The organism is Neorhizobium sp. LjRoot104 (genome assembly GCF_964253725.1).
Lineage (GTDB): Bacteria > Pseudomonadota > Alphaproteobacteria > Rhizobiales > Rhizobiaceae > Neorhizobium.
Map to the genome: position 1 here is coordinate 1 of NZ_CAXURS020000004.1, position 24,859 is coordinate 24,859.

26 protein-coding genes and 5 pseudogenes are annotated in these 24,859 nt (G+C 61.2%); 16 read left to right on the plus strand and 15 right to left on the minus strand.

Going from position 1 to position 24,859, the window contains the following annotated elements:
- The first annotated feature begins 72 nt into the window (after positions 1–72).
- The 3 genes from repA (at position 73) to repC (ending at position 3,763) form a co-directional block, all read left to right on the plus strand.
- Entirely contained in the window at positions 73–1,275 is a 1,203-nt protein-coding gene (gene repA, locus ACSQ8R_RS32270; RefSeq protein ID WP_420883540.1) for a plasmid partitioning protein RepA, read from the plus strand.
- A 103-nt stretch (positions 1,276–1,378) separates the two neighbouring features.
- Positions 1,379–2,383, plus strand: a complete 1,005-nt coding sequence (gene repB, locus ACSQ8R_RS32275) for a plasmid partitioning protein RepB (protein WP_046797674.1) — start codon at positions 1,379–1,381, stop codon at positions 2,381–2,383.
- Between the two features lie 168 nt (positions 2,384–2,551).
- Positions 2,552–3,763 carry a plasmid replication protein RepC gene (repC, locus tag ACSQ8R_RS32280; RefSeq protein WP_046797675.1) on the plus strand — a complete coding sequence of 404 codons (1,212 nt, stop codon included), beginning with the start codon at positions 2,552–2,554 and terminating at the stop codon, positions 3,761–3,763.
- A gap of 344 nt (positions 3,764–4,107) precedes the next feature.
- On the opposite strand, the gene ACSQ8R_RS32285 is transcribed toward repC, so the two are convergent.
- Positions 4,108–5,268 (minus strand): site-specific integrase, encoded by a 1,161-nt coding sequence (locus tag ACSQ8R_RS32285; protein WP_046797676.1) that lies wholly within the window; start codon positions 5,266–5,268, stop codon positions 4,108–4,110.
- 77 nt (positions 5,269–5,345) lie between these two features.
- Between ACSQ8R_RS32285 and ACSQ8R_RS32290 the strand changes: the two genes are divergently transcribed.
- From ACSQ8R_RS32290 to ACSQ8R_RS32310, 5 genes and pseudogenes are all read left to right on the plus strand, one after another.
- Positions 5,346–5,624: a type II toxin-antitoxin system Phd/YefM family antitoxin gene (locus tag ACSQ8R_RS32290; protein WP_015647672.1), complete on the plus strand. Its 279-nt coding sequence runs from the start codon at positions 5,346–5,348 to the stop codon at positions 5,622–5,624.
- Entirely contained in the window at positions 5,611–6,042 is a 432-nt protein-coding gene (locus ACSQ8R_RS32295) for an mRNA interferase PemK (RefSeq protein ID WP_046797677.1), read from the plus strand. The genes ACSQ8R_RS32290 and ACSQ8R_RS32295 overlap by 14 nt, the downstream gene beginning before the upstream one ends.
- A 226-nt stretch (positions 6,043–6,268) precedes the next feature.
- Positions 6,269–6,508 (plus strand): annotated as a pseudogene (locus ACSQ8R_RS32300) (RHE_PE00001 family protein); the annotation flags it as partial.
- A 100-nt stretch (positions 6,509–6,608) separates the two neighbouring features.
- Positions 6,609–7,301, plus strand: a pseudogene (locus ACSQ8R_RS32305) (IS256 family transposase); the annotation flags it as partial.
- A 49-nt stretch (positions 7,302–7,350) separates the two neighbouring features.
- Positions 7,351–8,064 (plus strand): IS6-like element ISRsp9 family transposase, encoded by a 714-nt coding sequence (locus ACSQ8R_RS32310; protein WP_046797678.1) that lies wholly within the window; start codon positions 7,351–7,353, stop codon positions 8,062–8,064.
- A gap of 42 nt (positions 8,065–8,106) precedes the next feature.
- On the opposite strand, the pseudogene ACSQ8R_RS32315 reads toward ACSQ8R_RS32310, so the two are convergent.
- Both ACSQ8R_RS32315 and ACSQ8R_RS32320 read right to left on the minus strand, forming a co-directional pair.
- A pseudogene (locus tag ACSQ8R_RS32315) lies at positions 8,107–8,229 on the minus strand (LysR family transcriptional regulator); the annotation flags it as partial.
- Positions 8,230–8,344: 115 nt separating this feature from the next.
- The gene (locus ACSQ8R_RS32320; RefSeq protein ID WP_046797683.1) at positions 8,345–9,229 is read right to left on the minus strand and encodes a LysR family transcriptional regulator; all 885 of its coding nucleotides are present in this window, start codon (positions 9,227–9,229) and stop codon (positions 8,345–8,347) included.
- 88 nt (positions 9,230–9,317) lie between these two features.
- Between ACSQ8R_RS32320 and ACSQ8R_RS32325 the strand changes: the two genes are divergently transcribed.
- The 5 genes and pseudogenes from ACSQ8R_RS32325 to ACSQ8R_RS32345 all read left to right on the plus strand — a co-directional run bounded on the left by ACSQ8R_RS32325 (position 9,318) and on the right by ACSQ8R_RS32345 (position 12,931).
- The gene (locus tag ACSQ8R_RS32325) at positions 9,318–9,716 is read left to right on the plus strand and encodes a CidA/LrgA family protein (protein ID WP_046797682.1); all 399 of its coding nucleotides are present in this window, start codon (positions 9,318–9,320) and stop codon (positions 9,714–9,716) included.
- Positions 9,713–10,444 (plus strand): LrgB family protein, encoded by a 732-nt coding sequence (locus tag ACSQ8R_RS32330; RefSeq protein WP_046797681.1) that lies wholly within the window; start codon positions 9,713–9,715, stop codon positions 10,442–10,444. The genes ACSQ8R_RS32325 and ACSQ8R_RS32330 overlap by 4 nt, the downstream gene beginning before the upstream one ends.
- Positions 10,445–10,476: 32 nt before the next feature.
- Positions 10,477–11,150 (plus strand): annotated as a pseudogene (locus ACSQ8R_RS32335) (HAD family hydrolase).
- Positions 11,151–11,203: 53 nt separating this feature from the next.
- On the plus strand, positions 11,204–12,232 hold the full coding sequence (locus ACSQ8R_RS32340; RefSeq protein WP_046797680.1) for an FUSC family protein: 1,029 nt from the start codon (positions 11,204–11,206) through the stop codon (positions 12,230–12,232).
- Between the two features lie 126 nt (positions 12,233–12,358).
- Complete coding sequence (locus ACSQ8R_RS32345; protein ID WP_245282238.1) at positions 12,359–12,931, plus strand: thiamine pyrophosphate-binding protein; 573 nt, start codon at positions 12,359–12,361, stop codon at positions 12,929–12,931.
- A gap of 27 nt (positions 12,932–12,958) precedes the next feature.
- Here the strand turns inward: ACSQ8R_RS32345 and ACSQ8R_RS32350 are convergent, their stop codons facing one another.
- Positions 12,959–13,672, minus strand: a complete 714-nt coding sequence (locus tag ACSQ8R_RS32350) for an IS6-like element ISRsp9 family transposase (protein ID WP_046797678.1) — start codon at positions 13,670–13,672, stop codon at positions 12,959–12,961.
- 52 nt (positions 13,673–13,724) lie between these two features.
- Here ACSQ8R_RS32350 and ACSQ8R_RS32355 point away from each other — a divergent pair.
- Positions 13,725–14,901, plus strand: a pseudogene (locus ACSQ8R_RS32355) (molybdopterin cofactor-binding domain-containing protein); the annotation flags it as partial.
- Positions 14,902–15,085: 184 nt separating this feature from the next.
- Here ACSQ8R_RS32355 and ACSQ8R_RS32360 read toward each other — a convergent pair.
- The 10 genes from ACSQ8R_RS32360 to ACSQ8R_RS32405 form a co-directional block, all read right to left on the minus strand.
- Positions 15,086–15,532 (minus strand): (R)-mandelonitrile lyase, encoded by a 447-nt coding sequence (locus ACSQ8R_RS32360; protein ID WP_046797748.1) that lies wholly within the window; start codon positions 15,530–15,532, stop codon positions 15,086–15,088.
- Between the two features lie 260 nt (positions 15,533–15,792).
- The gene (locus tag ACSQ8R_RS32365; protein WP_046797732.1) at positions 15,793–16,170 is read right to left on the minus strand and encodes a DUF2255 family protein; all 378 of its coding nucleotides are present in this window, start codon (positions 16,168–16,170) and stop codon (positions 15,793–15,795) included.
- 34 nt (positions 16,171–16,204) lie between these two features.
- Positions 16,205–17,254, minus strand: a complete 1,050-nt coding sequence (locus ACSQ8R_RS32370) for a PQQ-dependent sugar dehydrogenase (RefSeq protein WP_046797749.1) — start codon at positions 17,252–17,254, stop codon at positions 16,205–16,207.
- Positions 17,255–17,381: 127 nt separating this feature from the next.
- On the minus strand, positions 17,382–17,609 hold the full coding sequence (locus tag ACSQ8R_RS32375) for a tautomerase family protein (RefSeq protein ID WP_046797733.1): 228 nt from the start codon (positions 17,607–17,609) through the stop codon (positions 17,382–17,384).
- A gap of 55 nt (positions 17,610–17,664) precedes the next feature.
- Complete coding sequence (locus ACSQ8R_RS32380; protein ID WP_046797750.1) at positions 17,665–18,402, minus strand: SDR family oxidoreductase; 738 nt, start codon at positions 18,400–18,402, stop codon at positions 17,665–17,667.
- Between the two features lie 66 nt (positions 18,403–18,468).
- Positions 18,469–18,819 carry a cyclophilin-like fold protein gene (locus ACSQ8R_RS32385; protein WP_046797734.1) on the minus strand — a complete coding sequence of 117 codons (351 nt, stop codon included), beginning with the start codon at positions 18,817–18,819 and terminating at the stop codon, positions 18,469–18,471.
- A 273-nt stretch (positions 18,820–19,092) separates the two neighbouring features.
- On the minus strand, positions 19,093–20,475 hold the full coding sequence (locus tag ACSQ8R_RS32390; protein WP_046797735.1) for an MFS transporter: 1,383 nt from the start codon (positions 20,473–20,475) through the stop codon (positions 19,093–19,095).
- Positions 20,465–21,184 carry a dihydrofolate reductase family protein gene (locus ACSQ8R_RS32395; protein WP_052760563.1) on the minus strand — a complete coding sequence of 240 codons (720 nt, stop codon included), beginning with the start codon at positions 21,182–21,184 and terminating at the stop codon, positions 20,465–20,467. Before ACSQ8R_RS32395 ends, ACSQ8R_RS32390 begins: the two co-directional genes overlap by 11 nt.
- A 91-nt stretch (positions 21,185–21,275) precedes the next feature.
- A complete protein-coding gene (locus ACSQ8R_RS32400) occupies positions 21,276–21,671 on the minus strand; it encodes a (R)-mandelonitrile lyase (protein WP_046797736.1) in 396 nt (131 codons plus the stop codon).
- Between the two features lie 110 nt (positions 21,672–21,781).
- The gene (locus ACSQ8R_RS32405; protein ID WP_046797737.1) at positions 21,782–22,417 is read right to left on the minus strand and encodes an NADPH-dependent F420 reductase; all 636 of its coding nucleotides are present in this window, start codon (positions 22,415–22,417) and stop codon (positions 21,782–21,784) included.
- Between the two features lie 104 nt (positions 22,418–22,521).
- Here ACSQ8R_RS32405 and ACSQ8R_RS32410 point away from each other — a divergent pair, with 104 nt between their 5' ends.
- Positions 22,522–23,415, plus strand: a complete 894-nt coding sequence (locus tag ACSQ8R_RS32410) for a LysR family transcriptional regulator (protein WP_046797738.1) — start codon at positions 22,522–22,524, stop codon at positions 23,413–23,415.
- Positions 23,416–23,526: 111 nt separating this feature from the next.
- Complete coding sequence (locus ACSQ8R_RS32415; RefSeq protein WP_052760564.1) at positions 23,527–23,979, plus strand: cytochrome P460 family protein; 453 nt, start codon at positions 23,527–23,529, stop codon at positions 23,977–23,979.
- Positions 23,980–24,027: 48 nt separating this feature from the next.
- Here the strand turns inward: ACSQ8R_RS32415 and ACSQ8R_RS32420 are convergent, their stop codons facing one another.
- A complete protein-coding gene (locus ACSQ8R_RS32420) occupies positions 24,028–24,792 on the minus strand; it encodes a carboxymuconolactone decarboxylase family protein (protein WP_046797739.1) in 765 nt (254 codons plus the stop codon).
- Between the last annotated feature and the right edge of the window lie 67 nt (positions 24,793–24,859).

The following is a 24,859-nucleotide window of genomic DNA, read 5'->3' on the forward strand; positions in this document are numbered from 1 at the left end:
GTGCGCTATCTTCAGACGGTAATAGCGCGTCTGACGCTGATAAACCGTCTTGAACCTGAGGCTAAAGTGAACGTGATCGACAGGCACATCAGTAGGGCAGCAACGTCCGCACATATTACGCAGCGCGCGGAAGCTCTATCCGCGAGACTCCGTGCGGTCGGTGAGCGCGCCTTTCCCCCGACCGCGCAGAAGTCGCTTCGGTCGTTCACCTCTGGGGAGGTAGCCGAGATCGTTGGTGTTTCGGATGGCTACCTGCGCCAACTCTCCCTAGATGGCCTCGGCCCGGCACCTGATATTGGGACCGGTGGCCGACGCTCCTATACACTTGAACAAATCAATGGCTTGCGCCAGTACCTCGCCGAGGCACGTCCTAAGGAAGCGGCGCGTTTCTGGCCCCGTCGCCGGGAGGGTGAAAAACTTCAAATCATCACTGTCGCCAATTTTAAGGGTGGCTCGGCCAAGACGACGACATCTCTATATCTTGCGCAGGGTCTGGCGCTCCAGGGTTATCGAGTCCTTGCCATAGATCTTGATCCCCAGGCCTCGCTCTCCGCGATGTTTGGTTATCAGCCCGAATTCGATGTTGCGGAGAATACCACGATATACGGCGCCATCCGGTATGATGACCAGCGTGTGGCGATGAAAGATGTGATCCGCAAGACCTACTTCACTGGCATCAGCATAGTTCCCGGCAATCTGGAGCTGATGGAGTTTGAGCATCAGACCCCGCGATTTATGCTTCAGAACCGAGGACGGCCAGAAGATTTGTTTTTCAGGCGTGTTGCAAGCGCCATTGATCAGGTCAAAGACGAGTACGACATTGTAGTTGTTGATTGCCCTCCTCAGCTTGGCTTCCTCACCATGGGTGCTCTGAATGCAGCGACAGGAATGATTGTCACCGTCCACCCACAAATGGTGGACGTAGCTTCCATGAGCCAATTTCTCCTAATGACGTCCGATCTTGTCTCCGTAATCGAAGAGGCGGGAGGTAAGCTCGACTATGATTTTCTGAGGTTCCTTGTGACCCGCCATGATCCCCGAGATGTACCTGAACAGGAAATCGTCGGTTTACTTCGGGATGTATTCGGTACCGATGTGATGGCTGCGGCAGCATGGAAATCGACCGCAATTGCCAATGCCGGTTTGACCAAGCAATCTCTTTACGAGTTGTCGCGTGGTGCGGTCGGTCGATCGACCTATGATCGCGCGATGGAATCCATTAGTGCCGTGAATCACGAAGCTGTCGGCCTAATCAATGAAGTGTGGGGTCGATGATGGTGCTCCGCTCTCAAAAGAATCAATCGCTTAACTTGTTGTCAGCTGACGACGTGATGTCGTCGGGGCTAGTAGTTAAACGTTCTGATTGGGGAAATGATAGATGAGCAAACGAACTCAGTCAGTTCGCAATCTCTTTGCCGCAGGGCCTGATGAGGCGCCGACCGCGGACACACGTCAACCAATGCAGCGCGTAGCGTCAGGAGCGGTTCGGTCGTTGAAGGACACTTTTTCGGAAGTTGAGAGGGACTACGAAGAACTCAAGCAAAAAGTTGCTGACGGCGCTCTTCCGATTGACCTCGATCCGTCTCTTATCGACCCATCCCCTTTCGCCGATCGTTTTGCGGATCAGGATGCTTCGGCTGTCGAAGCTCTCAAAGCCTCTTTCCTTGAGCACGGGCAAGAAATACCAATTCTGGTACGGGCTCATCCCACTGAGATTGGCCGTTACCAGATTTCTTATGGCCATCGTCGCGTACGAGCTGCCACTGAGCTTGGTCTTAAGGTCAAGGCTTACGTGCGCGAACTTAGTGACGATCGCCTTGTTGTCGCACAAGGCATTGAAAATTCAGCTCGTGAAGATCTTACCTTTATAGAGCGTTCAATGTTCGCGCTGAAACTCGAGGAAGGCGGGTTTGAGAGGACTCTCATTCAAACCGCGCTGTCGGTTGATCGGCAGGAAGCATCCAAGCTCATCAACGTAGGCCGCGCAGTTCCAGGTTGGCTGGCCGAAGCGATCGGCCGGGCTCCGAAGATAGGTCGTCCGCGGTGGCAGGAGCTTGCTGACGGTCTGAAAAATGCAGGAGCGGAAAGCAAAGCGCGTAAGGCTACAACTGACAAGTCTTTTGGTCATAAGACTTCGGATGATCGCTTTATCGCGGTTCTTCGCGCGATAAAGGCGATCGATAGACCGAGCGCGGAAAAGACGCCGGTACTTTCCGTAAAGTCTGCCGAGGGTACTAAGATCGCTACCCTCGCGGTCTCCGGCAGGGTTTGTAAAATTGAGATTGATAGAGATCGGGACGAGGCGTTTGCCAAGTTCGTGATGGATCGAATTCCTGATCTTTACGAGAAATTCCGGCAGACCGAGCCCGGATCCGAAGGTTAGAAAAGGAAGAAACCGCAAAAGAAAAAGGCCCCCAAACGTTGCCGTCGTGGAAGCCTCTCTCATTGGTCTAAGCAGCCTGAGAATCGCATTTCCATGAATCCCAGTCAATAGTCTTTGGCACCGATTTGGTGAGCTGATTCCTTTTGCCGATCGAAAGGTGAAAGAAAAATGCGAAGTGGAAGTGTAACGACGCCATTCGGGCGGCGGCCGATGACGCTTGCCTTGGTCAGGACCCAACTCCAGACAGCGGACATCCGTAAGGGGAAAGTTGCGGACAAATGGAAAGTATACCGCGACGCCTGCGAAGCACGCGCGCTACTTGGCCTGCGCGATAGGGCGCTTGCTGTGCTCAACGCTCTCCTGTCGTTTTATCCAGAGACGGACCTCAGCGAAGATGCGAACCTTGTTGTCTTTCCGTCTAATGCTCAACTGAGCGCACGAGCGAACGGCATCGCGGGCACGACTCTGAGAGAGAACTTGGCTGTATTGGTGGGTGCCGGACTGATAAATCGTAACGACAGCCCCAATGGTAAACGCTACGTGAGACGTGGCAAGGACGGCGAGGTGGAGACAGCATATGGGTTCAGTCTTGCCCCATTGCTTGCGAGGGCGGAAGAACTTGCTCTCATGGCGCAGCGGGTGGCCGAGGAGGCACGACGCTTCAAGGTAGTTAAGGAGCGGACGACTATCGCGCGCAGGGACGTGCGTAAGCTTATCACGGCTGCTGTTGAAGATGGTGCGTCTGGCGACTGGACGACGATGGAGACAATCTACATAGGGGCCGTAGCAAGGCTTCGGACCGCCAAGTCTATTGAGGCCCTTGAATCGATCCTGGACGAACTAGAACTATTGCGCGAAGGTGTACTCAGCGTATTGGAAAGCAACGTCTTTTCACAAAAAACCGCTACCAATGATAACGAAATCCGTCAGCACATACAGAATTCAAATACCGAATCTATAAATGAATTTGAACCTAGCTCAGAAAAAGAGCAGGGCGAGAAACCGATGTTAAAGTCAGACCGACCGGCGGAGCCGCTAAAGAGTTTCCCTATTGGTTTGGTGATGCGAGCGTGCCCTGAAATTGCGGCCTATGCGCCCGAAGGCCAGGTCCAGAGTTGGAGGGACTTGATGTCCGCCGCAGTCGTGGTTCGGTCGACCTTGGGAGTAAGCGCTTCAGCGTATCAGGACGCTTGCGAGGCAATGGGCGCCGAGAATGCGGCCGTCGCGATGGCAGCGATACTTGAGCGAGCTGGGCACATCAATTCGGCTGGTGGCTATCTCCGCGATCTCACCTCCAGAACTCGCCGCGGTGAGTTTTCGCTCGGCCCGATGATAATGGCGCTTTTGAAAGTGAACTCTGGCGGGGCTATAAGTGCGTGATGTCCCCGATCCCAGGAGCTTTCGGAAGCCGTCGATTGTAGGCAGCTGACAACAAACTAACCCCCTGTTGCAGCTAAGGTTTCTTAATCGCCTGCGCGGTCCAGATCAGGAGTCAAAACAGGAGTTTGCAACTGAAATAGCCGAACGTATTTCGAAAGTGGCAGCATTGGTCGTTCTTTCCGCCGCGCGGTAGAGTAGATAGAAGCTTCAGCGTTGCTTTGGGAAACAGCGCGACGAAATGCGCCTTGAGCATGACCTTCGTTTACCAGCTCGTTTCGCCAATGCCACGGAAATACAGTTTCAGTGAACATGCTGTCATGGCTGTGCGGAGGACGACGGCGCCCTTATAATAATCGCGTAGCCCGGCCGCTCCGACGGGTCGCGTTGTTGTAGTAGCTTGACGCCTGCTGTACCGATCGGTGGCGCGACTGCTCCATCGCCTCCGGCAAAGGAATGCCTCGGTTTGCGGCTTCGGTCAGATAGCCCGACCGCAACCCATGCGCGGAAAACTCCCCCGCCTCCAGCCGGGCCATAGTCGCCCGCTTTTTGACAATATCGTTGATCGCCTTCGGATCGAGCGCCCGACGGGAGACATTTCCCCAGCGATCAATCGCCCGAAACACACTGCCACTTTCAATCTTGGCGGCAACAAGCCAGGCGTTCAGGGCATCAACCGGCCGGCCGGTCAGGTAGACAACTTCATCGCTGTCGCCGCTGCTGGTCTTCGTGCGGCCGAGATGGATTGACAGCGAGGGCAGGGGAGCACCGCCCTCAACGGCGATCGGCCGCTCAGCCGTCAACTGTTCCCTGCGCAACCCGGCAATCTCGCTGCGACGGCGCCCACCCGACGCAAAGCCAACCATCAGGATAGCCCGATCGCGGATGTCACGAAGGCTTTCGCCTGCACAAGTGGCCAGCATTTTTGCCATGATGTCGCCGGTGACCGCCTTGGCGCTCTTGCGGCGGCGTTGGCGTGGCACGGCACGAACGGCGAGCCGGATCGCGGACTTAAGGGCAGGGGAGGCGAAAGCGCCGTCGAAACCGCGCCACTTAGTCAGTGTCGACCAGTTGGCCAGACGACGGCGCACGGTATCGGGCGCGTGCGGCCCGGTTGATCTGAGAAAGCCGCCATCTCGAAGGGCCTGGTCAACCTCAGCTGGCATGCCATGGTCCGGATCGGTTTCGCGCCTCGCTGGGTCCCAGAGGTGATGGGCGACAAACTTGAGGAGCAGCGCCTCAGGCCCCGGCCAAGGAAGGGCGGTGCCAGTCGCGGCATGCGACCAGGCTTCGAGATAGCCGAGATCGGAGGTCAACGCCCGCAGCGTATTCTCACCCATACCTTCGTTGACCAGATGACGCAGGGTCTCGACGTCCTGGTCGGTCAGGATTTCGGCAAGCTTGTCACGTCGGTCGATCGGCAGCACCGCCGCGATGTTGTCGAGCTTTTCGGCGCGGTTTAAAACATTCTGGGTGACCGACGATACCGACAAGGTCTTTTTCGTCATGGTACATGTCCAATGCTAATCGTACGTTTGCAAAAGTTGCGGAAAGCCCGTATATTCCGGAATAAAGGAGTTATGCCATGACCTCGACTGTGACAGCAGCAGCCGTTTCCAAGAATTTTGGCGCCTATCAGGATGCCGCAGTTCGCGAGCCGGTGATTATCACCAAGAACGGCCGGCCGCGCACGGTTCTGATCGCCTATGAGGACTATCTGCGTCTGGCCAGACGCGACCGTCGCGTAGATCTCACCACGGCGATGAGTGACGATGAACTTGCCGCCATTGAAGCGTCTCAGATGGAGTCGGGTCTCGATCATCTAAACGCCGAACTGCTGACGGGCAAACATGCTGCCGACTGAACCAAAAGTCGGTTGGGTTTTTCGTTATTCCTATCTCTGGCATTGGCAGCATCTCGAAGGCCGGGAGGAGGGCGACAAGGACCGCCCGGCGCTGGTGTTGGCGATTGTTGCGACCCTGGACGATGGCACGCCCGCAGTCCGTGTCCTGCCGATCACGCACTCGCCGCCCTCTGATCCTAGTGACGCGATCGAAATCCCGCCGGCGACAAAACAGCGTCTCGGACTGGACGACGAACGATCCTGGATTATCCTGACGGAAAGCAACCGGTTTGTCTGGCCGGGACCGGATGTCCGGCCCGTTGACAGCGAAACAGGCTACCTTGGCCCTTTGCCACCGGCATTGTTCAACGAGATCAAGCGCCGCTTTGTCGAACTGGCGCGCGGCCAGCGCCATCGCGCCACGGCCCGCAGCGAGTAGCGGCTTGGCTGCGGTCGCGAACTTTGGCCGGCCGCGTCTTTGATCTGTAATATCAAGCAAGATGGGTCCTTTGTGACCGTCCCTGCGCCCAGTTTTACTGATTTGCGGCCTGAAATCAATCACCTCCGATAAGAGGTACTTATCGGAGGCTAGATCGCAGACATAGGATCGTACTCAGTGACGGACGGTAAATGAGAAATAGCGTCCGTTTAACGGTTCGTTTACCATGATTTCAATGACTTACGATCCTTCGAAAATCGGCATTTCTAACTTGCTGCGGCCTACTTTCGACGCCGGGATCGTGCTGACCCGTCTCGACGAGCGCATCGCCCGCGACGTGCTGCGCACCCGCCGGCGCATCGCCGCACAGTCGCCGGATTGGGCGTTGTGGGCCGACGGTATCCGCTCGCTGCGGAAAACCGCAGAGATCACGACGGTTGACACGGAAGAGGCGCAGACGATCGGTGCCAGATCGTGTCCCATGGAGTGGTGTAGCTGGATTTCATAGCCATCGGTGATTTCCGGTAGGGTCGGGTTGCTTATGACCAACCTGAGGGACACCACCGATGACCGACGACATGATGAACCTGCGCTCACTCGTTGAGAAGAGCGCCGACGCCGATTTGCTGCGCGAGATGATCGGCTTCGCTGCCGAGAAGCTGATGGCGCTGGAGGTCGGCACAAAGACGGGCGCGGGTTATGGCGAGAAGAATGGCTTCCGACTTGCCCAGCGCAACGGCTATCGCGACCGGGACTGGGAGACACGGGCGGGCACCGTCGAGCTGCGCATTCCAAAGCTTCGCACAGGCAGCTATTTCCCGAGCTTTCTCGAACCACGCCGCATGGCAGAGAAGGCCCTGACGGCGGTGATCCAAGAGGCCTATATCCAAGGCGTCTCGACCCGATCCGTCGATGACCTCGTTAAGGCCATGGGCATGTCGGGCATCTCCAAGAGCCAGGTATCCCGGCTCTGCGAGGAGATCGACGAGAAGGTGAAGGCCTTTCTCGACAGGCCCATCGAAGGGGAATGGCCCTACCTTTGGATCGATGCGACCTACCTCAAGGTCCGGCGCGGCGGGCGCATCGTCTCCGTTGCCGTCATCATCGCCGTCGGCGTCAACACCGACGGTCGACGCGAGGTGCTCGGTATGGAGATCGGCACATCCGAGGCCGAGGCGATCTGGACCGAGTTTCTTCGAAAGCTGACCAGGCGGGGTCTGCGTGGCGTCAAGCTCGTCGTCTCCGATGCCCATGAGGGGAGGCGTCGCCTTAACCGGCTGGTGCGGATCGAGGCAATAGTCTATCGGCATGACTGACGATGCGTCCGCCCGATACAAACGCCACCGCTTTCCAGCCGAGATCATCGCGCATGCGGTATGGCTCTATTACCGGTTCCCGCTGAGCCTGCGCGATATCGAAGACCTGCTTGCCGAGCGCGGCATTGCCGTCTCGTTTCAGACCGTCTCAGAATGGACGACTAAGTTTGGCCTGAAATTCGCCCACCAACTCAAGCGGCGGTCGATCGGCAACTTCGCAGACAAATGGCATCTTGATGAGATGGTCGTATCGATCAAGGGCAAGAAATACTGGCTGTGGCGCGCCGTCGATGCCAACGGCTACGTTCTCGATGCTCTGCTGCAAAGCCGCAGAAACAAGGGAGCCGCTCTTCGGCTGATGCGCAAATTGTTGAAGAGCGAAGGTGTTGCGCCGCGCGTGATGGTGACAGACAAGCTGCGTTCTTATTCCGCCGCAAAGCGAGAGATCATGCTGGGGATCGAACACCGTTCGCACAAAGGGCTCAACAACCTCGCAGAAAATTCTCACCTTCCCGTTCGACGACGCGAGCGACGCATGATGCGGTTCAAGTCGACAGGTCAATGCCAACGTTTCGTCTCAACCCACGGCCAAATTGCCAATCTTTTCCAACTTCATCGAAAACACCTGAATGCCGCTGATCATCGCCAACTCCGCGCACTCGCCAGCGCCACCTGGCGTGAGATCGCGTTGCCGATCCAAGCCTGAAATTCAGGACAAAGAAATGATTGCGTCCTACGTCAGGTTAAGGCGACGCCACCCCTGGATCTGCTGGCTCAACGGCGGCTGGCCGATACCGACCCTTTCGGCCGCCCGGCCGAAATGGCGTTCCTCGGCGACCGCGACGAAATACCGAAGATGCCTGAGCTCCACGTCAACCCCCGACTGAAAGATCCATGTCGTGATTTGATAGTTTCCGGATATCGCAAAGTCCACTTGCATATATCGCCGCCTTCGAGAATGAACCGGCAGGCAAAGGTTGCTGCCCTCAATCGCCGGAATGAAATTCCCGCGTCAGCGCCAGCCAGGCCTTCGCGGCATGCGACAGATAGGCGCCGCGCCGCCAGATCATCGCGATATGCCATTCGGTCCCGGGATCGACGAGCGTGACGTGGCGGACGGCGGGGTGGCTGCGCTGCTCGGCGATCATGCGCGGCAGGAAGGCTATGCCGAGACCCGCGGCGGCCAGCTCTACGATGAAATCGATCTGGCTGCTGCGCGCGGCGACGGAGGGCTCGACGCCCGCCCGCCGGCAGGCGTCGACGATGATCCTGTTCAGCGCGAAGCCGCTCTCGAACAGCAAAAACGGCTGGTCCTTCAGCTCCGCAAGGGTGATGGAGGCCTTTGCTGCGAGCGCGTGGTCCGTCTGCAGGAGGGCCACCAGCGGCTCGCGGCGGACCTCCTGCCATTCGAACTCGTCCGATACAGGAAGAAGCGAGGCGGCGAGGTCGATCTCGCCCACATGCAGGATTTCCTCCAGCCGGTCGCTGCCATGTTCGGCAAGGCGGATGTCGATCGACGGATGGCGGTTGCGATAGATGGCGAACAGGGGCGCAAACAGAGTGCTGCTTCCGATCGGCGGAAGGCCGAGGCGCAGCGTCCCGCGCTTGAGGCCGCGCAGGTCGTCGAGTTCCGCCATCAGGCTTTCGCGTTCCGCCAGGATTCTCACCGCGCGGCGATAGACGACCTCTCCCGCGACGGTCAGCGTGCTGCGATGGCCGATGCGGTCGAGCAGCCGCGTTCCGATCTCGTCCTCAAGCTGCCTGACCGCCTTGCTGACGGTCGATTGCGTGGAGAAGATCGTCTTGGCGGCCTGCGAGAAGCCCCCCTGGCGCACGACTTCGACGAAGGCACGGAGCGTTCGGATTTCCATCAGAATTCCATATCAGAATATAATCTATTCAATCAATTCATTTCCATCATGCTGCGACGCAACATATATTTCCCTCAGGAGAACGATCATGTTCATTCGCAGGTTCGCCGTCTCATTCCGTCGCCACATCCATTCGAGCCGCCTGCTCCAGGTGGGCTTCCTGCTTGCGTTCTGGCTCGCCGGAGAAGCGCTGGCCCGGCTGGTCGGCCTGCCGCTGCCCGGCGGCATCATCGGAATGGCGATCGTGCTTGCGCTGCTGGCCAGCCACCGCATCAGCGTCTTCAGCATGCGGCGCGGCGCACAATGGTTCCTTGCCGACATGCTGCTTTTCTTCGTTCCGGCGGTGCTGGCGGTGATCGACCATCCCGAATTCCTCGGCCTGCTCGGGCTGAAGATCCTCGTCGTGATCCTCGTGGGAACGCTTGCGGTGATGGCCGTGACGGCGCTGACCGTCGATTTCTGCTGGAGATGGAGGTCGAGGCAATGACCCTGCCGATCACGTCGTGGAATGATCCGCTCGCCCAGGGCCTGTTTAGCGGCCTGTTCTGGTCCCTGGCCACCATCGGCCTTTATCTCGCGGCCAAGCGCCTCCACCGCCGCTGGCCGCGTTGGTGGCTGATGCCGCTGGCGGTGACGCCCGTCCTTCTTGTCATCGCGGTCCTTTCGCTCCACGCCAGCTACCGGGACTACATCCGCGGCACGGGGTGGCTCGTCGCCCTGCTCGGCCCGGCCATGGTCGCATTCGCCGTGCCGATCTACGAGCACCGCGCGCTCATCCGCCGGGAGTGGCCGGTGCTTGCCGCCGGCATGCTGGCCGGAACGGCCACCGCTGTGCTCTCCGGCTGGGGCCTTGCAACCGTGGTCGGCCTCGACGGCGCGATCAGGCTCAGCCTGCTGCCGCGCTCGATCAGCACGCCCTTCGCCATGGAGGTTTCCGGCGAGATCGGCGGCATTCCGCAACTGACGGCGATCTTCGTGGTGCTGACAGGCGTCCTCGGCGCGGCGCTCGGCGATATCGTCCTGGCATGGCTCCCGCTGCGCTCGGCGCTTGCGCGCGGCGCGCTCCTGGGGGTCGGGGCGCATGGGGCGGGAACCGCGAAGGCCCACATGATCGGCAGGGAGGAAGGCTCGATCGCCGGTCTCGTCATGGTGCTCGTCGGGCTGATGAATATCCTCGTCGCCCCTGTCCTCGCCCAGATCCTGCGCCATATCTGACCTGCCATACTCGTCCGACCAGGAGAAACAGCATGCGCATCAAGCCGGTTTTTCTTTTCGATCTCGATGGTACGCTCGTCGACAGCGTCTACCAACATGTGCTCGCCTGGAAGGACGCGCTCGACGCGGAAGACATCGACCTGTCCGTCTGGCGCATCCACCGCAAGATCGGCATGAGCGGCGGCCTGTTCACGAACCAGCTCCTGCGCGAGACCGGACTGGAGATCAGCGCCGAGCGGGTGGAAAGGCTGCGGCAGGGCCATGCGGCCGCCTACCAGCGGCAGGCCGGCCGTGTCCGCCCGCTTCCCGGCGCGCGCGAGCTTCTCGCCTGGCTGACGGACGCCGGCATTTCCTGGGCGATCGCCACGAGCGGGCGGATGGAGACGGCCGCCGTCAACCTTGCGGCCCTCGGGGTGGACCCGCAGCGGATACCTGTCGTCACCCGCGACCAGGTCAAATACGCAAGCCCGATCCCGACCTCTTCTTGGCCGCGGCGGAACGGCTCGGCGCACCCATCGAGACGGCGGTGGTCATCGGCGACAGCGTCTGGGACATGCTGGCGGCGGTTCGCTGCCGGGCGCTCGGCGTCGGGCTGCTGAGCGGCGGCTACGGGCTCGACGAACTGCGCCAGTCCGGCGCCTTCCGCGTCTATGAGGACCCCGCCGACATGCTGCACCACATTGATGAGGTCGGCGGGCGCCGATAACGTGTCGAACGGCAGGCAAGCCCTGCATGCATGGGAAAGCGGACGGAACAGGAATGCAGATCGTTTTGAAGAGCCTTTCGCTGACGGTTGCCGAGCGGTTGTCCGCGGCATGGCGCGATGCGCTTGCCTGCGCCGTCGCAGCCGTGTTGTCATGGGAGCTCGCCGTGCACCTTTTCGGGCACCCGCAGCCCCTCTTCGCAGCGATCAGCGCGATCGTCTGCCTTTCGCCCAGCCTGCCCAGCCACGGCAGGCAGGCGATCGGGCTGTTGATCGGCGTCGCGACCGGCATCGTCGTCGGCGAACTGGCGCTCTTCCTGCCGGACGGCGTGCCGCTTTTCAGGCTCGGCCTCGCCGCCTTTATCGCAATCATCGTGGCGTCCACCTACGGGCTCTCCGCCGTGGTCCCCATCCAGGCGGGCGTGTCGGCGATCCTGGTCCTCGCATTCGGGCCTGCCAATGCCGGCTCCGTGCGCATGCTCGACGTCGCCACCGGCGCCGCCGTCGGCCTGTTCTTCAGCCAGGTCGTGCTGACGCCCGATCCCGTCCGCATGGTCGATGCCGCGGCCCGCGACCTCCTGAGCAACCTCGCCGCGGGTTTTACGAGATGCGCGGAAGCCTTGCGCGAGCGAGATCCGAAGAAGGGTGAAGCCGCGCTGCATAGCCTGTCGGGCGCCCATGACAGCGTCATCGCGCTCGGTTCCGGCATCGTCACCGCGCGCAATTCCGCCCGGTGGTCGCTGCGCGGCCGCCTCGTCGCACGCCAGGTCGACGAGATCGCGGCGCGATACGACCGGCACGCGATCCGCCTTTACGCCTCGGCCCTGCTTTTCGGCGAGTCGGTGGCGGATGCCCTGCGAAAAGGCGCAACGCCCGTTCCAGACGGCCTGCTGGCGCATGTCGAACGGGTGGCCGGACGCTGCGCCGAGATCAGCAACGGCCAGAACATGCAGGAACGCCTGCCGGATGGGGAGGACCTGCCCCTCGTCGATGAGCCCGCCCCTCCGGAATGGCGGTCCACAGTCGAGCATCTTCATCTCGTCGAACAGGCTCTCGCCGCCTTCCGAATATTTCCGGAACGGTGAAATCTTCCGTTACCGAAATCCACCAGTTTCAAGAAAAATCGCATTTTTTGATCCGGAATAAGGTATCGATCCGAGACGGTTGCTAAGGAAACTCATCTTTCTTGTCACAGACACATGGAGTTTCCCGTGAAATACACTGTCGGAACCTATCTCGCCGCCCGTCTTTCCCAAATAGGACTGAAGCATCATTTCGCGGTTGCAGGCGACTACAATCTCGTTCTGCTCGACCAGCTTCTGACGAACAAGGATCTGAGGCAGGTCTATTGCTCCAATGAGCTCAACTGCGGCTTCAGCGCAGAAGGCTACGCCCGCGCCAACGGCGCGGCCGCCGCCGTCGTCACCTATAGCGTCGGCGCGCTTTCCGCGCTCAACGCCATCGGCGGCGCCTATGCAGAAAACCTGCCCGTCATCCTCATCTCCGGCGCGCCGAACAGCAACGACTACGCCTCCGGGCACCTGCTGCATCATACGCTGGGCACGCAGGATTTCCTCTATCAGCTCGAAATCGCACGGAAGCTCACCTGCGCCGCCGTCTCCATCGTCTCGGCCGACGAGGCGCCGGCACTGATCGACCATGCGATCCGCACCGCGCTGCGCGAGAGGAAGCCGGCCTATATCGAGATCGCCTGCAACATCTCCGGCGCCGAATGCGCGGCACCCGGGCCTGCCAGCGGGTGGCGTCGCCTTAACCTGACGTAGGACGCAATCATTTCTTTGTCCTGAATTTCAGGCTTGGATCGGCAACGCGATCTCACGCCAGGTGGCGCTGGCGAGTGCGCGGAGTTGGCGATGATCAGCGGCATTTAGGTGTTTTCGATGAAGTTGGAAAAGATTGGCAATTTGGCCGTGGGTTGAGACGAAACGTTGGCATTGACCTGTCGACTTGAACCGCATCATGCGTCGCTCGCGTCGTCGAACGGGAAGGTGAGAATTTTCTGCGAGGTTGTTGAGCCCTTTGTGCGAACGGTGTTCGATCCCCAGCATGATCTCTCGCTTTGCGGCGGAATAAGAACGCAGCTTGTCTGTCACCATCACGCGCGGCGCAACACCTTCGCTCTTCAACAATTTGCGCATCAGCCGAAGAGCGGCTCCCTTGTTTCTGCGGCTTTGCAGCAGAGCATCGAGAACGTAGCCGTTGGCATCGACGGCGCGCCACAGCCAGTATTTCTTGCCCTTGATCGATACGACCATCTCATCAAGATGCCATTTGTCTGCGAAGTTGCCGATCGACCGCCGCTTGAGTTGGTGGGCGAATTTCAGGCCAAACTTAGTCGTCCATTCTGAGACGGTCTGAAACGAGACGGCAATGCCGCGCTCGGCAAGCAGGTCTTCGATATCGCGCAGGCTCAGCGGGAACCGGTAATAGAGCCATACCGCATGCGCGATGATCTCGGCTGGAAAGCGGTGGCGTTTGTATCGGGCGGACGCATCGTCAGTCATGCCGATAGACTATTGCCTCGATCCGCACCAGCCGGTTAAGGCGACGCCTCCGCTCGATATCCCCGAAGGCAATTCGATGCGCGCGCCGGGGGAAGCGCCCGGCTTGATGGCGCTCGAAATCGCCATGGACGAAATGGCGGAAAAACTCGACATGGATCCGGTTGAGTTCCGCATTCTCAACGACACCCAGGTCGATCCCGAAAATCCGGAGCGCCGGTTATCGCATCGCGATCTTTTCGGCGGCCTCAAGCTCGGCGCTGAGCGGTTCGGCTGGAAGGGGCGCGGCACGCCGGGCGCGCGGCGCGATGGCAGCTGGCTGATCGGGCAGGGGATGGCTGCCGCCTTCCGCGACAATCTGCTGGTTCCGTCCGGAGCGCGGGTGCGGCTCGACAAGGATGGGGGTCGTCACCGTCGAAACGGACATGACCGACATCGGCACGGGCAGCTATACGATTATCGCCCAGACCGCCGCTGAAATGCTGGGCCTTCCCCTCGACAAGGTGGCCGTTCATCTCGGCGATTCCCACTTCCCCGTATCCTCCGGCTCCGGCGGCCAGTTCGGCGGCAACTGTTCGACATCGGGCGTCTATGCCGCCTGTGTCAAATTACGCGAGGCGGTGGCGAAGAAGCTCGGCCTCAACACGCAGGACGTCAGCTTCGAAAATGGCGAAGTGCGCTCCGGCAGCCGCTCGGTTCCACTGTCGGAGGCAGCCGGTCCCGACGGGATCACGGTCGAGGACAAGATTGAATGGGGCAAGCTCTCCGAAACGCACCAGCAATCGACATTCGGCGCGCATTTTGTCGAGGTCGGCGTCGACAGGGCGACGGCAGAGACCCGCATCCGCCGAATGCTGGCGGTGTGTGCGGCCGGCCGGATTCTCAATCCGATCACCGCCCGCAGCCAGGTGATCGGCGCGATGACGATGGGAGCGGGCGCCGCGCTGTCGGAAGAACTGGTTGTCGATACCCGCCGCGGCTTTTTCGTCAACCATGATCTCGCCGGCTACGAAGTTCCGGTCCATGCCGATATTCCGCATCAGGAGGTGATCTTCATGGACGAGACGGATCCGATGTCGTCGCCGATGAAGGCGCAGGGGGTCGGCGAACTCGGTCTTTGCGGCGTGGCCGCTGCGATCGCCAACGCCATTTACGACGCGACCGGCGTTCGCGTGCGCGACTATCCCGTGACGCTGGACAAGTTGATCGGCGGCCTACCGGACGTCGCGTAGTTGAGCGCTTTGCCGGTTGGCGTGGATGTCTCTTCCGTCGCCAGGCCCGGATTTCGCGGCGCCTGAATGAGAAAGCCGCAAAGTCTGGAACTTTGCGGCTATGGATGAGACGGAAGTCTGTCAGCGCTTCGCCGATGCAGAGTGCCGCGAAGCTTCCTTTGGCGTCTCGGCGGTGCGGCGAGCGTTATTTCGCGAACTCGTCGTCCGTGACGAGTTCGCCCCAGGTCACGTTGCTGCCGTCGCGCATGTAGGAAATCGCGATGTGCGCCATGCCCGACGTATCGGTGGCGCCATGCCAGTGATTGACACCCACGGGTATCCAGACGACATCGCCGGGTTTGATTTCGCGCTTTTCAGCACCTTCTTCCTGGACCCAACCCTTTCCCTCGGTCACGATCAGCATCTGGCCGGCCGGATGCGTATGCCAGGCGGTGCGCGCGCCCGGCGCGAACGTCACCAGCCCGCCGGTTGCTCCGGTGAACTCGTTGGCCGGGAAGAGCGGATCGATCACCGCATGGCCGGAGAATTGCGCCGGATCGCCGATCACGGAGGGCGTCGAGCGGTTAGATGTGATCTGGATGCTCTGCCCGGTCGCGGCAGAGGCTTCCTGCGCGGCGGCGCTGCCAGCCATGCCTGCCGCGATCGGCATTGCCGCAGCCAGGACGGCGCCGGCCTTGAGAAGATTGCGGCGGCTCTTATCTGCGGAGTGACGTTTGCCAATGTATTCTTCCGACATAGAGAATCCTTTCGGGTGCTTGATCGAAACATCTTTTGACGGTCTCAGTTCATCAGATCGACCGGGCGCCCACTAGCCAGGCAGTTCCGATTACACTTATGAGCCTGGTTTCTGGAACATCCGGATTTGATCGATTGTTCCCTGCCTTCGCAAAGCTACAAGACTGTCGGCGTGACCCTGACGGTGGCGGCGCGCGCCCGGTCTCCGATCATCGCAGCGAGATACCGGCTCGTGCCGTATTTGGACCGATAGGCCGCATCGACAAGATCGTTGACGGCCCCCTCGACCGGCTCGAATGAAACGTCGATCGTTTCGCCGGCCGCCTTGATCCGCCCTTTCTTGTTTTCCATCGCCGAGCGATACCAACGGGAATTCCGCCCGTTATAGGCACGCACATAGAGATCGCCGTCCACGACCACCGACCAGATCCAGGTCGGCGTCCCGAAGGTCACGAGGTCGTCGCGCAGCGGAGCGATATGGAGATCGTCGCTCCCGGCGATCCGTTGCAAAAGGTCGTTGTTCCAAGGACTCACGTCAGCATCCTTGCAATTTCGGATATCGAACCGCTCAGCCGGCGGGCGACAGCCTGATCAGGCTGTCATTGGACGCGCCTTGTCCGCGCGGCGAGCGATTGGTGGTGATGACAAAGAGATCGCTTCCGACGGGCAGCACCTGCCTGTAGCGTTCGCCGGTCTCGAACACGGGTTTGAGGCTGCGATTTGCGCCGTCAAGGACATAGAGGCCTTTTCCCTGGAGGGCGGCCACAAGCAGTTCCTCGCCAGCGAAGGCGATGCCGGACTGCGCCCAGGTCGAGCGACCGGAATGGGCGAAGGGCGCCTTCATGCCATCCCGCGTCTCGTCCCCCTGAATCTCGGGCCAGCCGTAATTGCCGCCGGGTTCGACGCGGTTGATTTCGTCGAGCGCGGACTGGCCATGCTCGGAGACGAACAGCTCGCCCGCGGGGCTCCAAGCCAGCCCCTGGGGATTGCGATGGCCATAAGAATAGACCTTCGAGCCGGGAAACGGATTGTCCGCGGGCACCGCACCGTCCAGCGTCACCCGCAGAATCTTGCCGGCCATGCTGTCGGGGTCCTGGGGCAGATCGTAGTTCTCTGTCCATCCTGTTGTCACATAGAGGTGGCCGTCGGGCCCGATCGCGATCCGGCCGCCGTTATAGAGGCGGTGGCCGGGAATGCCGTCGATCAGAATGCCGGTTTCGCGCCATGCGCCGCCATCAAAAACGGCCGACACGACGCGGTTCGCGGGGCCTGAAGAGGCAACGTAGGAGTAGTAGAAGAAGGCCCTGCCGCTCGATGCGAAATCCGGCGCCAGGGCGATCCCGAGCAGTCCCGCACCGCCCTCGGTGCGAAGCGGGTGTGACGTTTCGAGCGTGTGCCGTTGAAGTTCGCCGCCAGCGACCGTGACGACGGAACCCGCCTTCTCGGTCAGGATCAGGCGTTCGCCGCCCAGCACGATGTCCCAAGGGTAATCCAGCCCTTCGGCGACGACGGTCGATGTCCATGCGCTTTCACTACGGCCGAGGATCGGCGTGGCGGCATCCTGCGCCTCGGCGATCATGGGCGCCGAGTTGGACAGCGCGAGAGATATCAGCGCCATGCCGATGAACCGACACGTCTTGCGCGCAGTGCCGTCGCTGGCCATGCTGGTATCGATGAATTTCTTCGGAGTGTTTTCCATTGTCTCTCGCGCGGGCTGGCCGACGAAACGGCCAGCCGAGAGCTCCCTACATCTCGTATCCGGGTTTCTTGTAAAGCCTGTCCCGATGCCCCTGAATGTCGGGCAGGTAGACCTCGTCTTTCCATCGGCCGGATGCCACGTCCTCGAAAGCGACCGAGACCGAAGCCTCGTCGCATTCGAGGATATCGACGACGTCACGCGCAATGGCCTGGGCCAGGCGCTTCTTCTGCTCTTCGCTGCGGCCCGCCATGGCCTTTATGACAATGTGCGGCATGTTCCAGTGCTCCCGTTTTTCGAAATCGAGGCGACCCGCAGGTGCGGCATCCGGCTCAATAGGCCTGGCTGGTCGGACGGAAGAGGACTTCGTTGATATCGACGTCCTCGGGCTGGCTGATCGCGAAGGCGACGATGCGGGCAAACGAGCTTGCCGGGATAGCCGCCTCGTAAACCTGCTTCATGCCGGCTGCGACATCCTGGTCGGTGATCGTGTCGGTCAGTTCGGTCGCTACCGCGCCCGGGGAGACGATCGTCGTGCGGATATTGTAGGCTTTCACTTCCTGCCGCAGCCCTTCGGAGATGGCCCGAACGGCCCACTTTGTTCCGGCGTAGACCGCACCGCCGGGGCCGACCTTGTGACCGGCGACAGACGACACATTGATGATGTGCCCGGACTTCTGCTTCTGCATATGGGGAAGCGCCGCCGCGATGCCGTAGAGAACGCCCTTTATGTTCACGTCGATCATCCGATCCCACTCGTCGATCTTCAGTTTGTCGAGCATCGAGCTCGGCATCAGGCCGGCATTGTTGACGAGGACGTCGATCCGGCCATGCAATTCGACCGCGCGCTCGACCAGCGCCTTGACCTGACGGCAGTCGGTCACGTCCGTCTCGACGATAGCCTGCGTATCGAGATCGAGTTCGCTGGCGAGCGCTTCGAGCCGGTCGAGACGGCGGGCGCCAAGAACAACCCTGGCGCCGGCCTTGACGAGATGGCGGGCGGTTTCCGCGCCGAGCCCCGAGCTTGCGCCGGTGATGACGACGACTTTTCCTTCGATGTTTTCACTCATGTTTTTCTCCATCGGGCGCGAAGCGCCTGCAAACATATGGTTGAATTGCGCTTCTGATCGGGGTCTTCACTCGGCGACTTCAAAGCGGGCCTTGAACGGCTGATCGCGTCGTAGCGCTTCGACGCCGTCATCGAATGCACCAAGCCGCACGAGGCCGGCCGAGTCGCTGAAGCCGCGATAGAAGATCGCGAGATTGCCCCAGGGCGCGTAATAGGTGATGTCGCCTGCCGAAGGCTTGTAGCTGCGGGGGGCGCCGTCGGTCGAAAGGCGACGCGGCAGGTCGCTGACCTTCTCGGTCGAGGCATAGTCCGAGAGAGTCAGATCGAGCGGCAGCAGCGATGCGAAGTCTTTCGCCGCCGTGCTGTCGTCGAGGGTCGCCGAAAGGGCTTGCCCCTCTATGATGATACGTATCTTCATACTTCCGTCCTCCGATGTGCCCTTTGAGCCCCCTTGCGCGTGAGCGGAGAGCATTGCGCCGGGGGTAAAGGCGAGCATTGCACCGATGGCCGCAATGCAGTTCAAAGCCGTCTTTCTGCAGTGAAGTCGCATTCCGGCGCCACCTCTCGCGTTGTACCGATACTCGTGGTGTCGGCGCCGGCGAATGCCTGTCGCGCCATCGCTGTCGTCAATATCACGTACGGGCAGTCAAAAGATTAGCCGGGGCAAGCTACTAGAACTCATGAGTTGTGTTCATAAATTAAGCGGCCGCATGACAGCGGCGATTGCGGCGCCTGCGATCGAGAAGCCCACCGAGACGAGGACGGCGATCCTCCATCCGGAAAGGAGGCCCGCCACGCCGCTTTCGGCGCCATGGGTGATAATGATCGTCGCCAGCGAGATGCCGACGGCGGAGCCGAGATAACGGGCGGTATTGTTGGCGGCGCTTCCCATCGCCGTGCGCTCGGCCGGAACGCTCTGTACCGCCTGATGGCCGAGGGCGGCATTCAGGATGCCGTTCGCAATCCCGGCAATGAGCAGGCCTGGCAGCACCCAGGCGAAACCGCGCTCCGGCGTCGCCAGCAGCGTTGCGGCCTGCCCGGCCGCGCAGCCGACCATGCCGGTGACGAGAAGCATGCGTGGCGAGATGTCCTCCGGGATCAGGCGGGCGCCAAGCGCTGCGACCGCCGTCGTCGCCGACCACGCCATCAAGATGACCGCCGCCCGGAACGGCGAAATGCCAAACCCCTGTTCCATGATCAGAGGGATCATCGTCATGATGGCAAGAACACCCGCGCCCGAGGCGAAGGCGCCGGCCGTGGCGCCGACGAAATCGGGACGTCTGAACAGGCTGAGTCGCAGCACGGGATTGGCCGAGCGGCCTTCGACAAGGATGAAGGCGACGACGAGGACGGCGCTGCCTGCAAACAGCGCCAGCACATGCGGTTGCAGGCCGAAGCGGCTTTCGGTCAACGCGGCGAGAAAGCACAGGATCGCCGCCGCCATCACCAGCGACCCCGCCCCGTCGACGCTGCCGCGCGTTTGCCCGCTGTCCTGAGGAAGAACGCCCCGTGCCATGAGGTAGAGGCCCGCGGAAATCGCGGCGATCAGCCAGTGCGACGCATGCCAGCCGCCGACGGGCAGCAGAAGGGCCGCCAGGACCGGGCCGACCGCGACCCCGGCGCCGAGCGCCGACGCCCATATGGCCGCGGCGCGGGCGCGCGCCAGGCTTTCCGCGAAAACCTGGCCGATGAGACCCAGACCGCAGGCCATGATGGCTGCGCTTCCGATGCCCTGGACGATGCGCGCGACAATCAGCAGGATCGATGTCGGCGCCAGGGCCGCCACGAGGGACGAACCCGCCGTGATCAGGAGGCCTGAGAGAAAAATCCTGCGCCGGCCGTAATTGTCTCCGAGCGCTCCGAACCCGAGAAGCCCGACGGCGGCCCCGACCGGCATGCCGCTCAGGATCCAGGCCTGGGCGTTGGGACCGGCCGACAACGAGCGGGTGATGTCGGCCAGTGTGGTTAGCGGCACGGTGAAGACGACGAGCGCGAGCATCGTCGCGAAGGCCACGATGGACAGGGTCGCCGTCTGCCCGGCGGAGGCCGTGGCCGGTGATGAACTATGCGACATGTCTGCGAAGAACCTTGTGACGCAGCCAGACCGTGCCGGCCTCGAGCGTTTCGTTGCCGGCCAACTGGAAGCGGAAATCGGAAGACGGCTGTGTGGTTCGGCTGCCGTGATAATCGACGATGGAGGCGATACCCGCCATGCCGTCGACCGAGGGAAAGATCAGGGTGCTGAACTCGTCGATCAATCCGGCCGCCAGGAACGCGCCATTGATCGTCCCGCCGCCCTGGAGAAGGATGGTCTTCACGTCGAACATCTCGCCCAGCGCCGCCACGGCGTCTGAAAGGCCCGATCCGTCGGAACCGGACAAGAGATAGGACACGCCGTTCCGGCGCAACGACTCCAGATAGGCTTCTTCCACACGCTCCGAGACGATCGAGACGACATGATCGCCGTCGAGGTCGTCGCCGGCATGCAGCAGCTTTCCGGACGGATCGAGAACCACGGCGAGCTTGCGGCCGGCCGGCGAACCCTTGAAAGCGGGCCGCTTCAGCGGCTGTTCGAGAAGTTGCGGCTTGCGCTGATCTTCGATGTAGTGAGCCATCGTCCTACGTCCGACCATCCATCCCTGACCGCCCAGTCGCCCGGCCGCCTCTTCGTAGACGCGGTGGATCAGGCCGGTCGCAGGTTCGCCGTTCGGCGCGTTCCAGCGTTCGGTGAGAAGTCGCCCGTCGATGGACGAGATCATATGGCAGATGATATTCGGGCGCATGGCAATGCCTGTCTCGCTTGTTTGAATTCGCGAAAAAGTTTCGGCCGGCGAAAGGGATGCGCCGGCCGTCTCTCCAGATTTGAGGGAGCGATCAGACGCCGTAGTCGGCGTCGCTCACCTTCTCCATCCAGGTGACGTTGCTGCCGTCGACGGTTTCCGTGATCGCGATATGCGTCATCGCCACATCCGGGGCCGCGCCATGCCAATGCTTTTCTCCTGCGGGGAACCAGACGACGTCGCCGGCCCGGATCTCCTCAACGGGACCGCCCTCGCGCTGGACACGGCCAAAGCCGGATACGACGATCAGGGCCTGACCTGCCGGATGCGTATGCCAGGCGGTACGCGCACCGGGTTCGAAGGTGACGGCGCCCGCACCGGCCCGGCCCGGCGCTTCGGCGTTGAACAGGGGATCGATACGAACAGTTCCGGTGAACCAGTCCTCGGGGCCTTTGGTCGAAGGCGTGGAGCCTGCTTTCGTGATCTTCATCGTTGTTTCCTTTCCAGGGGACTTTCAATCTTGTCGGTAAGATAGCGCTCGCGGGAATGTTGGATTAGCCTTCTTCACGTACTGTCTCTTATGAGCAAGACTCATGAATTCTAACGAAACCTGCTGAAGCGGTAGGTCAACTTCGCCCCGCCCGGCTGCGAATAGGCAAGCTCGGCCGTGACCATCGCGAACGGCTCCGCGAAACGCCCGGTGCGCAGCGGCCCGACGTCCAGCGGCTCATAGCCGATATCCTCGATCAGGCCGGCTGCTGCCCGCTTCGCTCCGTTATCGTCGCCATAATAGAGGAGTTGCGGCCGCGGTTCCCTGTCTCTTCCAGCAAAGACGTCGAAGAAGGCTTCGCTTGGGCTGGTGTTGAACGCCGAGACCCAGCGCGCACGCGGGCGCAGGCGCGCAAGTTCCTCGGCACCCGAGGTGGTGACGCCGACCACGAGATCACGGTTTTGCTCATCGAGCGGCACGCAGCAGTTCAGCACGATCTTGCCGTCCAGTTCGCCCGCCTGTTCCAGAACGTCGGAGATACGCGACCAGTGAACGGCCAGGAGCACGGCGTCGGCTCCCTCGACCGCTTTGGCAACAGTACCGGCCTTCGCTCCCGCCTCCCGCGCAAGTCGATCGAGCTTGCTCTGGCTGCGCGCATAACTGAACGTCACCTCATGGCCGGCTTTCGCCCATAGCGTTCCCAGTTTTCCGCCCATCAGGCCGGAGCCCAGAATCCCTAGCCTCATCTCATGATCTCCTTCCGCCTCATGTCGATTTTCCAAGAATACCCTGTTCGGTGGGCCTCGATTATCCTATGTAATATGCCAGGTATTATGAAGGTGGCTCATCAATGCTGAAAGAGAACATCGATGACCTCATGGGCTTCGTGGTGGTCGCACGAGAAGGCAGCTTCACGCGCGCGGCGGCGCAGATCGGCGTCTCGCAATCCGCGCTCAGCCATTCGGTCAAGGCTCTGGAAGACCGGCTCGGTGTCCGGCTCCTGAACCGCACGACCCGCAAGGTTGTTCCAACCGAGGCGGGCGAGCGCATCATGAAACGGATGGCGCCGCATTTCGTGGAACTGGAAGACGAGCTCGCCTCCATCGTCGAATTGCGCGACACACCGGCCGGCCAGTTTCGCATCACCACGACCGATTATGCCGCCGAGACGGTTCTCTGGCCGAGGCTGAGGCCGCTTCTGCGCAAAAACCCCGATATCTCCGTCGAACTCATCACCGACTATGCACTGACCGACATCATCGGGGAGAAGATCGACGCAGGCGTGCGGCTGGGCGAGCAGGTATCCGAAGGGATGATCGCCGTCAAAATCGGACCCGATTTCCGGATGGTCGCGGTCGGCGCGCCATCCTATTTTAGGAAGCACGGCGTTCCCGAGACCCCGCAGGATCTCACCAGGCATCGTTGCATCAATCTGCGCCTGTCCACCCCTGGCGGGCTCTACGCCTGGGAGTTCGAGCAGGACGGCCGCGAGCTTCGTGTGCGGGTGGAAGGGCAGGTCACGTTCAACACGATCTATCCTTGCGTTCAGGCAGCCGTGGAAGGTTTCGGGATCGCCTATGTCCCGGAGAGCATGACGGCCGCCCACGTCAAATCCGGGCGGCTACAGACCGTGCTGGAGGAGTGGAGCCCGCCGTTTCCCGGCTACTTCCTCTATTATCCGCACCGGCGGCAGTCTTCGCCCGCCTTCTCGCTCATCGTCGACGCCCTGCGTCATCGCGAGTGAGCGCGCGTGACTGATGAAGTGCCTTCATAAGTGCATGCAGGTTTGGCCCGCTACAAGCCTTGCGCAAAACCGCCCATTCTTTCCTGATCTATCACAGAACAGGAGAATGACATGCGATTGCGTACCGTCACGGGACTCGGCGTAAGCGGGGTGCTCGTTCTCGCCACCCTTGCTTTTGCCCAATCCGCCAACGAGGAGGTGTCGTTCCCCGAGGCATATCGTGACGGCGTGCATTATGCGACCGTCACCCGCGGCAATATTCGCGAGGAGATCTTCACCTCGCCGGAAGCCGTCGCCGCAGCGCGCGAGGGGCGGACATTTCCCGACGGCACTGTCATCATGATGGAAGATTATCGCGGCGATGAACTCCACCGGTACATCATCATGGAAAAACGCGCGCAATGGACCTCGGTTTCCGAGGCCGGCGCGTGGCTTTTCCGCGAATTCGCCCCGGACAGGTCACCGAACGGGAGCGAGGACGGCTCGCGCTGCGCGTCCTGTCATCAGTCGCAGGCGGCAAACGATTTTGTGTTCACGACCCGGCAAATGCGCGAGCATAATTAACGATCGACCTGCCCGAACGCCGTTCGGGCAGGTCGCTCTCGTTCCTGATCAGTTGGAGCGTTTCTCGAGAACCTCTTTCGCCACGGGCAGCGCCGTGAACACATTGGGCCAGCCGGTATAGAAGGCCGCATGGGCAAGCACGCCGCCCACCTCTTCCCTGGTCAGGCCATTGTCCATCGCGCGATTGAGGTGATAGGGCATCTGCGCGACCTGCCCTGATGCGATCAACGCGACAACGGTGATCAGGCTGCGGTCGCGCGGCTTGAGATCCGGACGCAGCCACAGGTCGCGGAACAGGAAGTTTTCGGTATTATCGACGACGCCCTGCGAGACGCTTCCGAAATTCCCCTGCACCTGCGTCTGCCGCGCATTTTCCGCTTCCTCGTCGAGCGGCAAGGGTTCCGGCTTGACGGGCGGCAACGCATCAGCGCCGACACCACGCTCCTCATAGACATCCGCCGCCGCCTCGACCGCGGCCATCGCATTGCCCCAGCCGGCATAGAAGGCAAGATGCGTGATCGCTTCGGACATTTCCGCCGGCGTGACGCCGGCATCGAGCGCGCGGGCGATATAATCTTCCAGTTCGCCCGTCTGGTTGCGGGTGATCAGGATCGCTACAGTGACGAGCGCGCGGTCGCGGGCGGAGAGATCGGCGCCTTGCCACACCTTTGCGAACAAACCGTCCTGTGTGTAGGCCCCAAGCGCTGGGGCAACCCGTTGAATGTCGTCCGCCATTATCGATGTCCTTTCCTGGGCAAGTGCAGGCCCCGTCGTGAGGCCGGCGGTTATCAGAATTGCGGCGAGGCGCTTCATGTCAGATCCTTCCAAGTCTGCGTGGCTCATGTTCTGGCCCCGTCAATGTAGGGTCTGGCGCGGACCG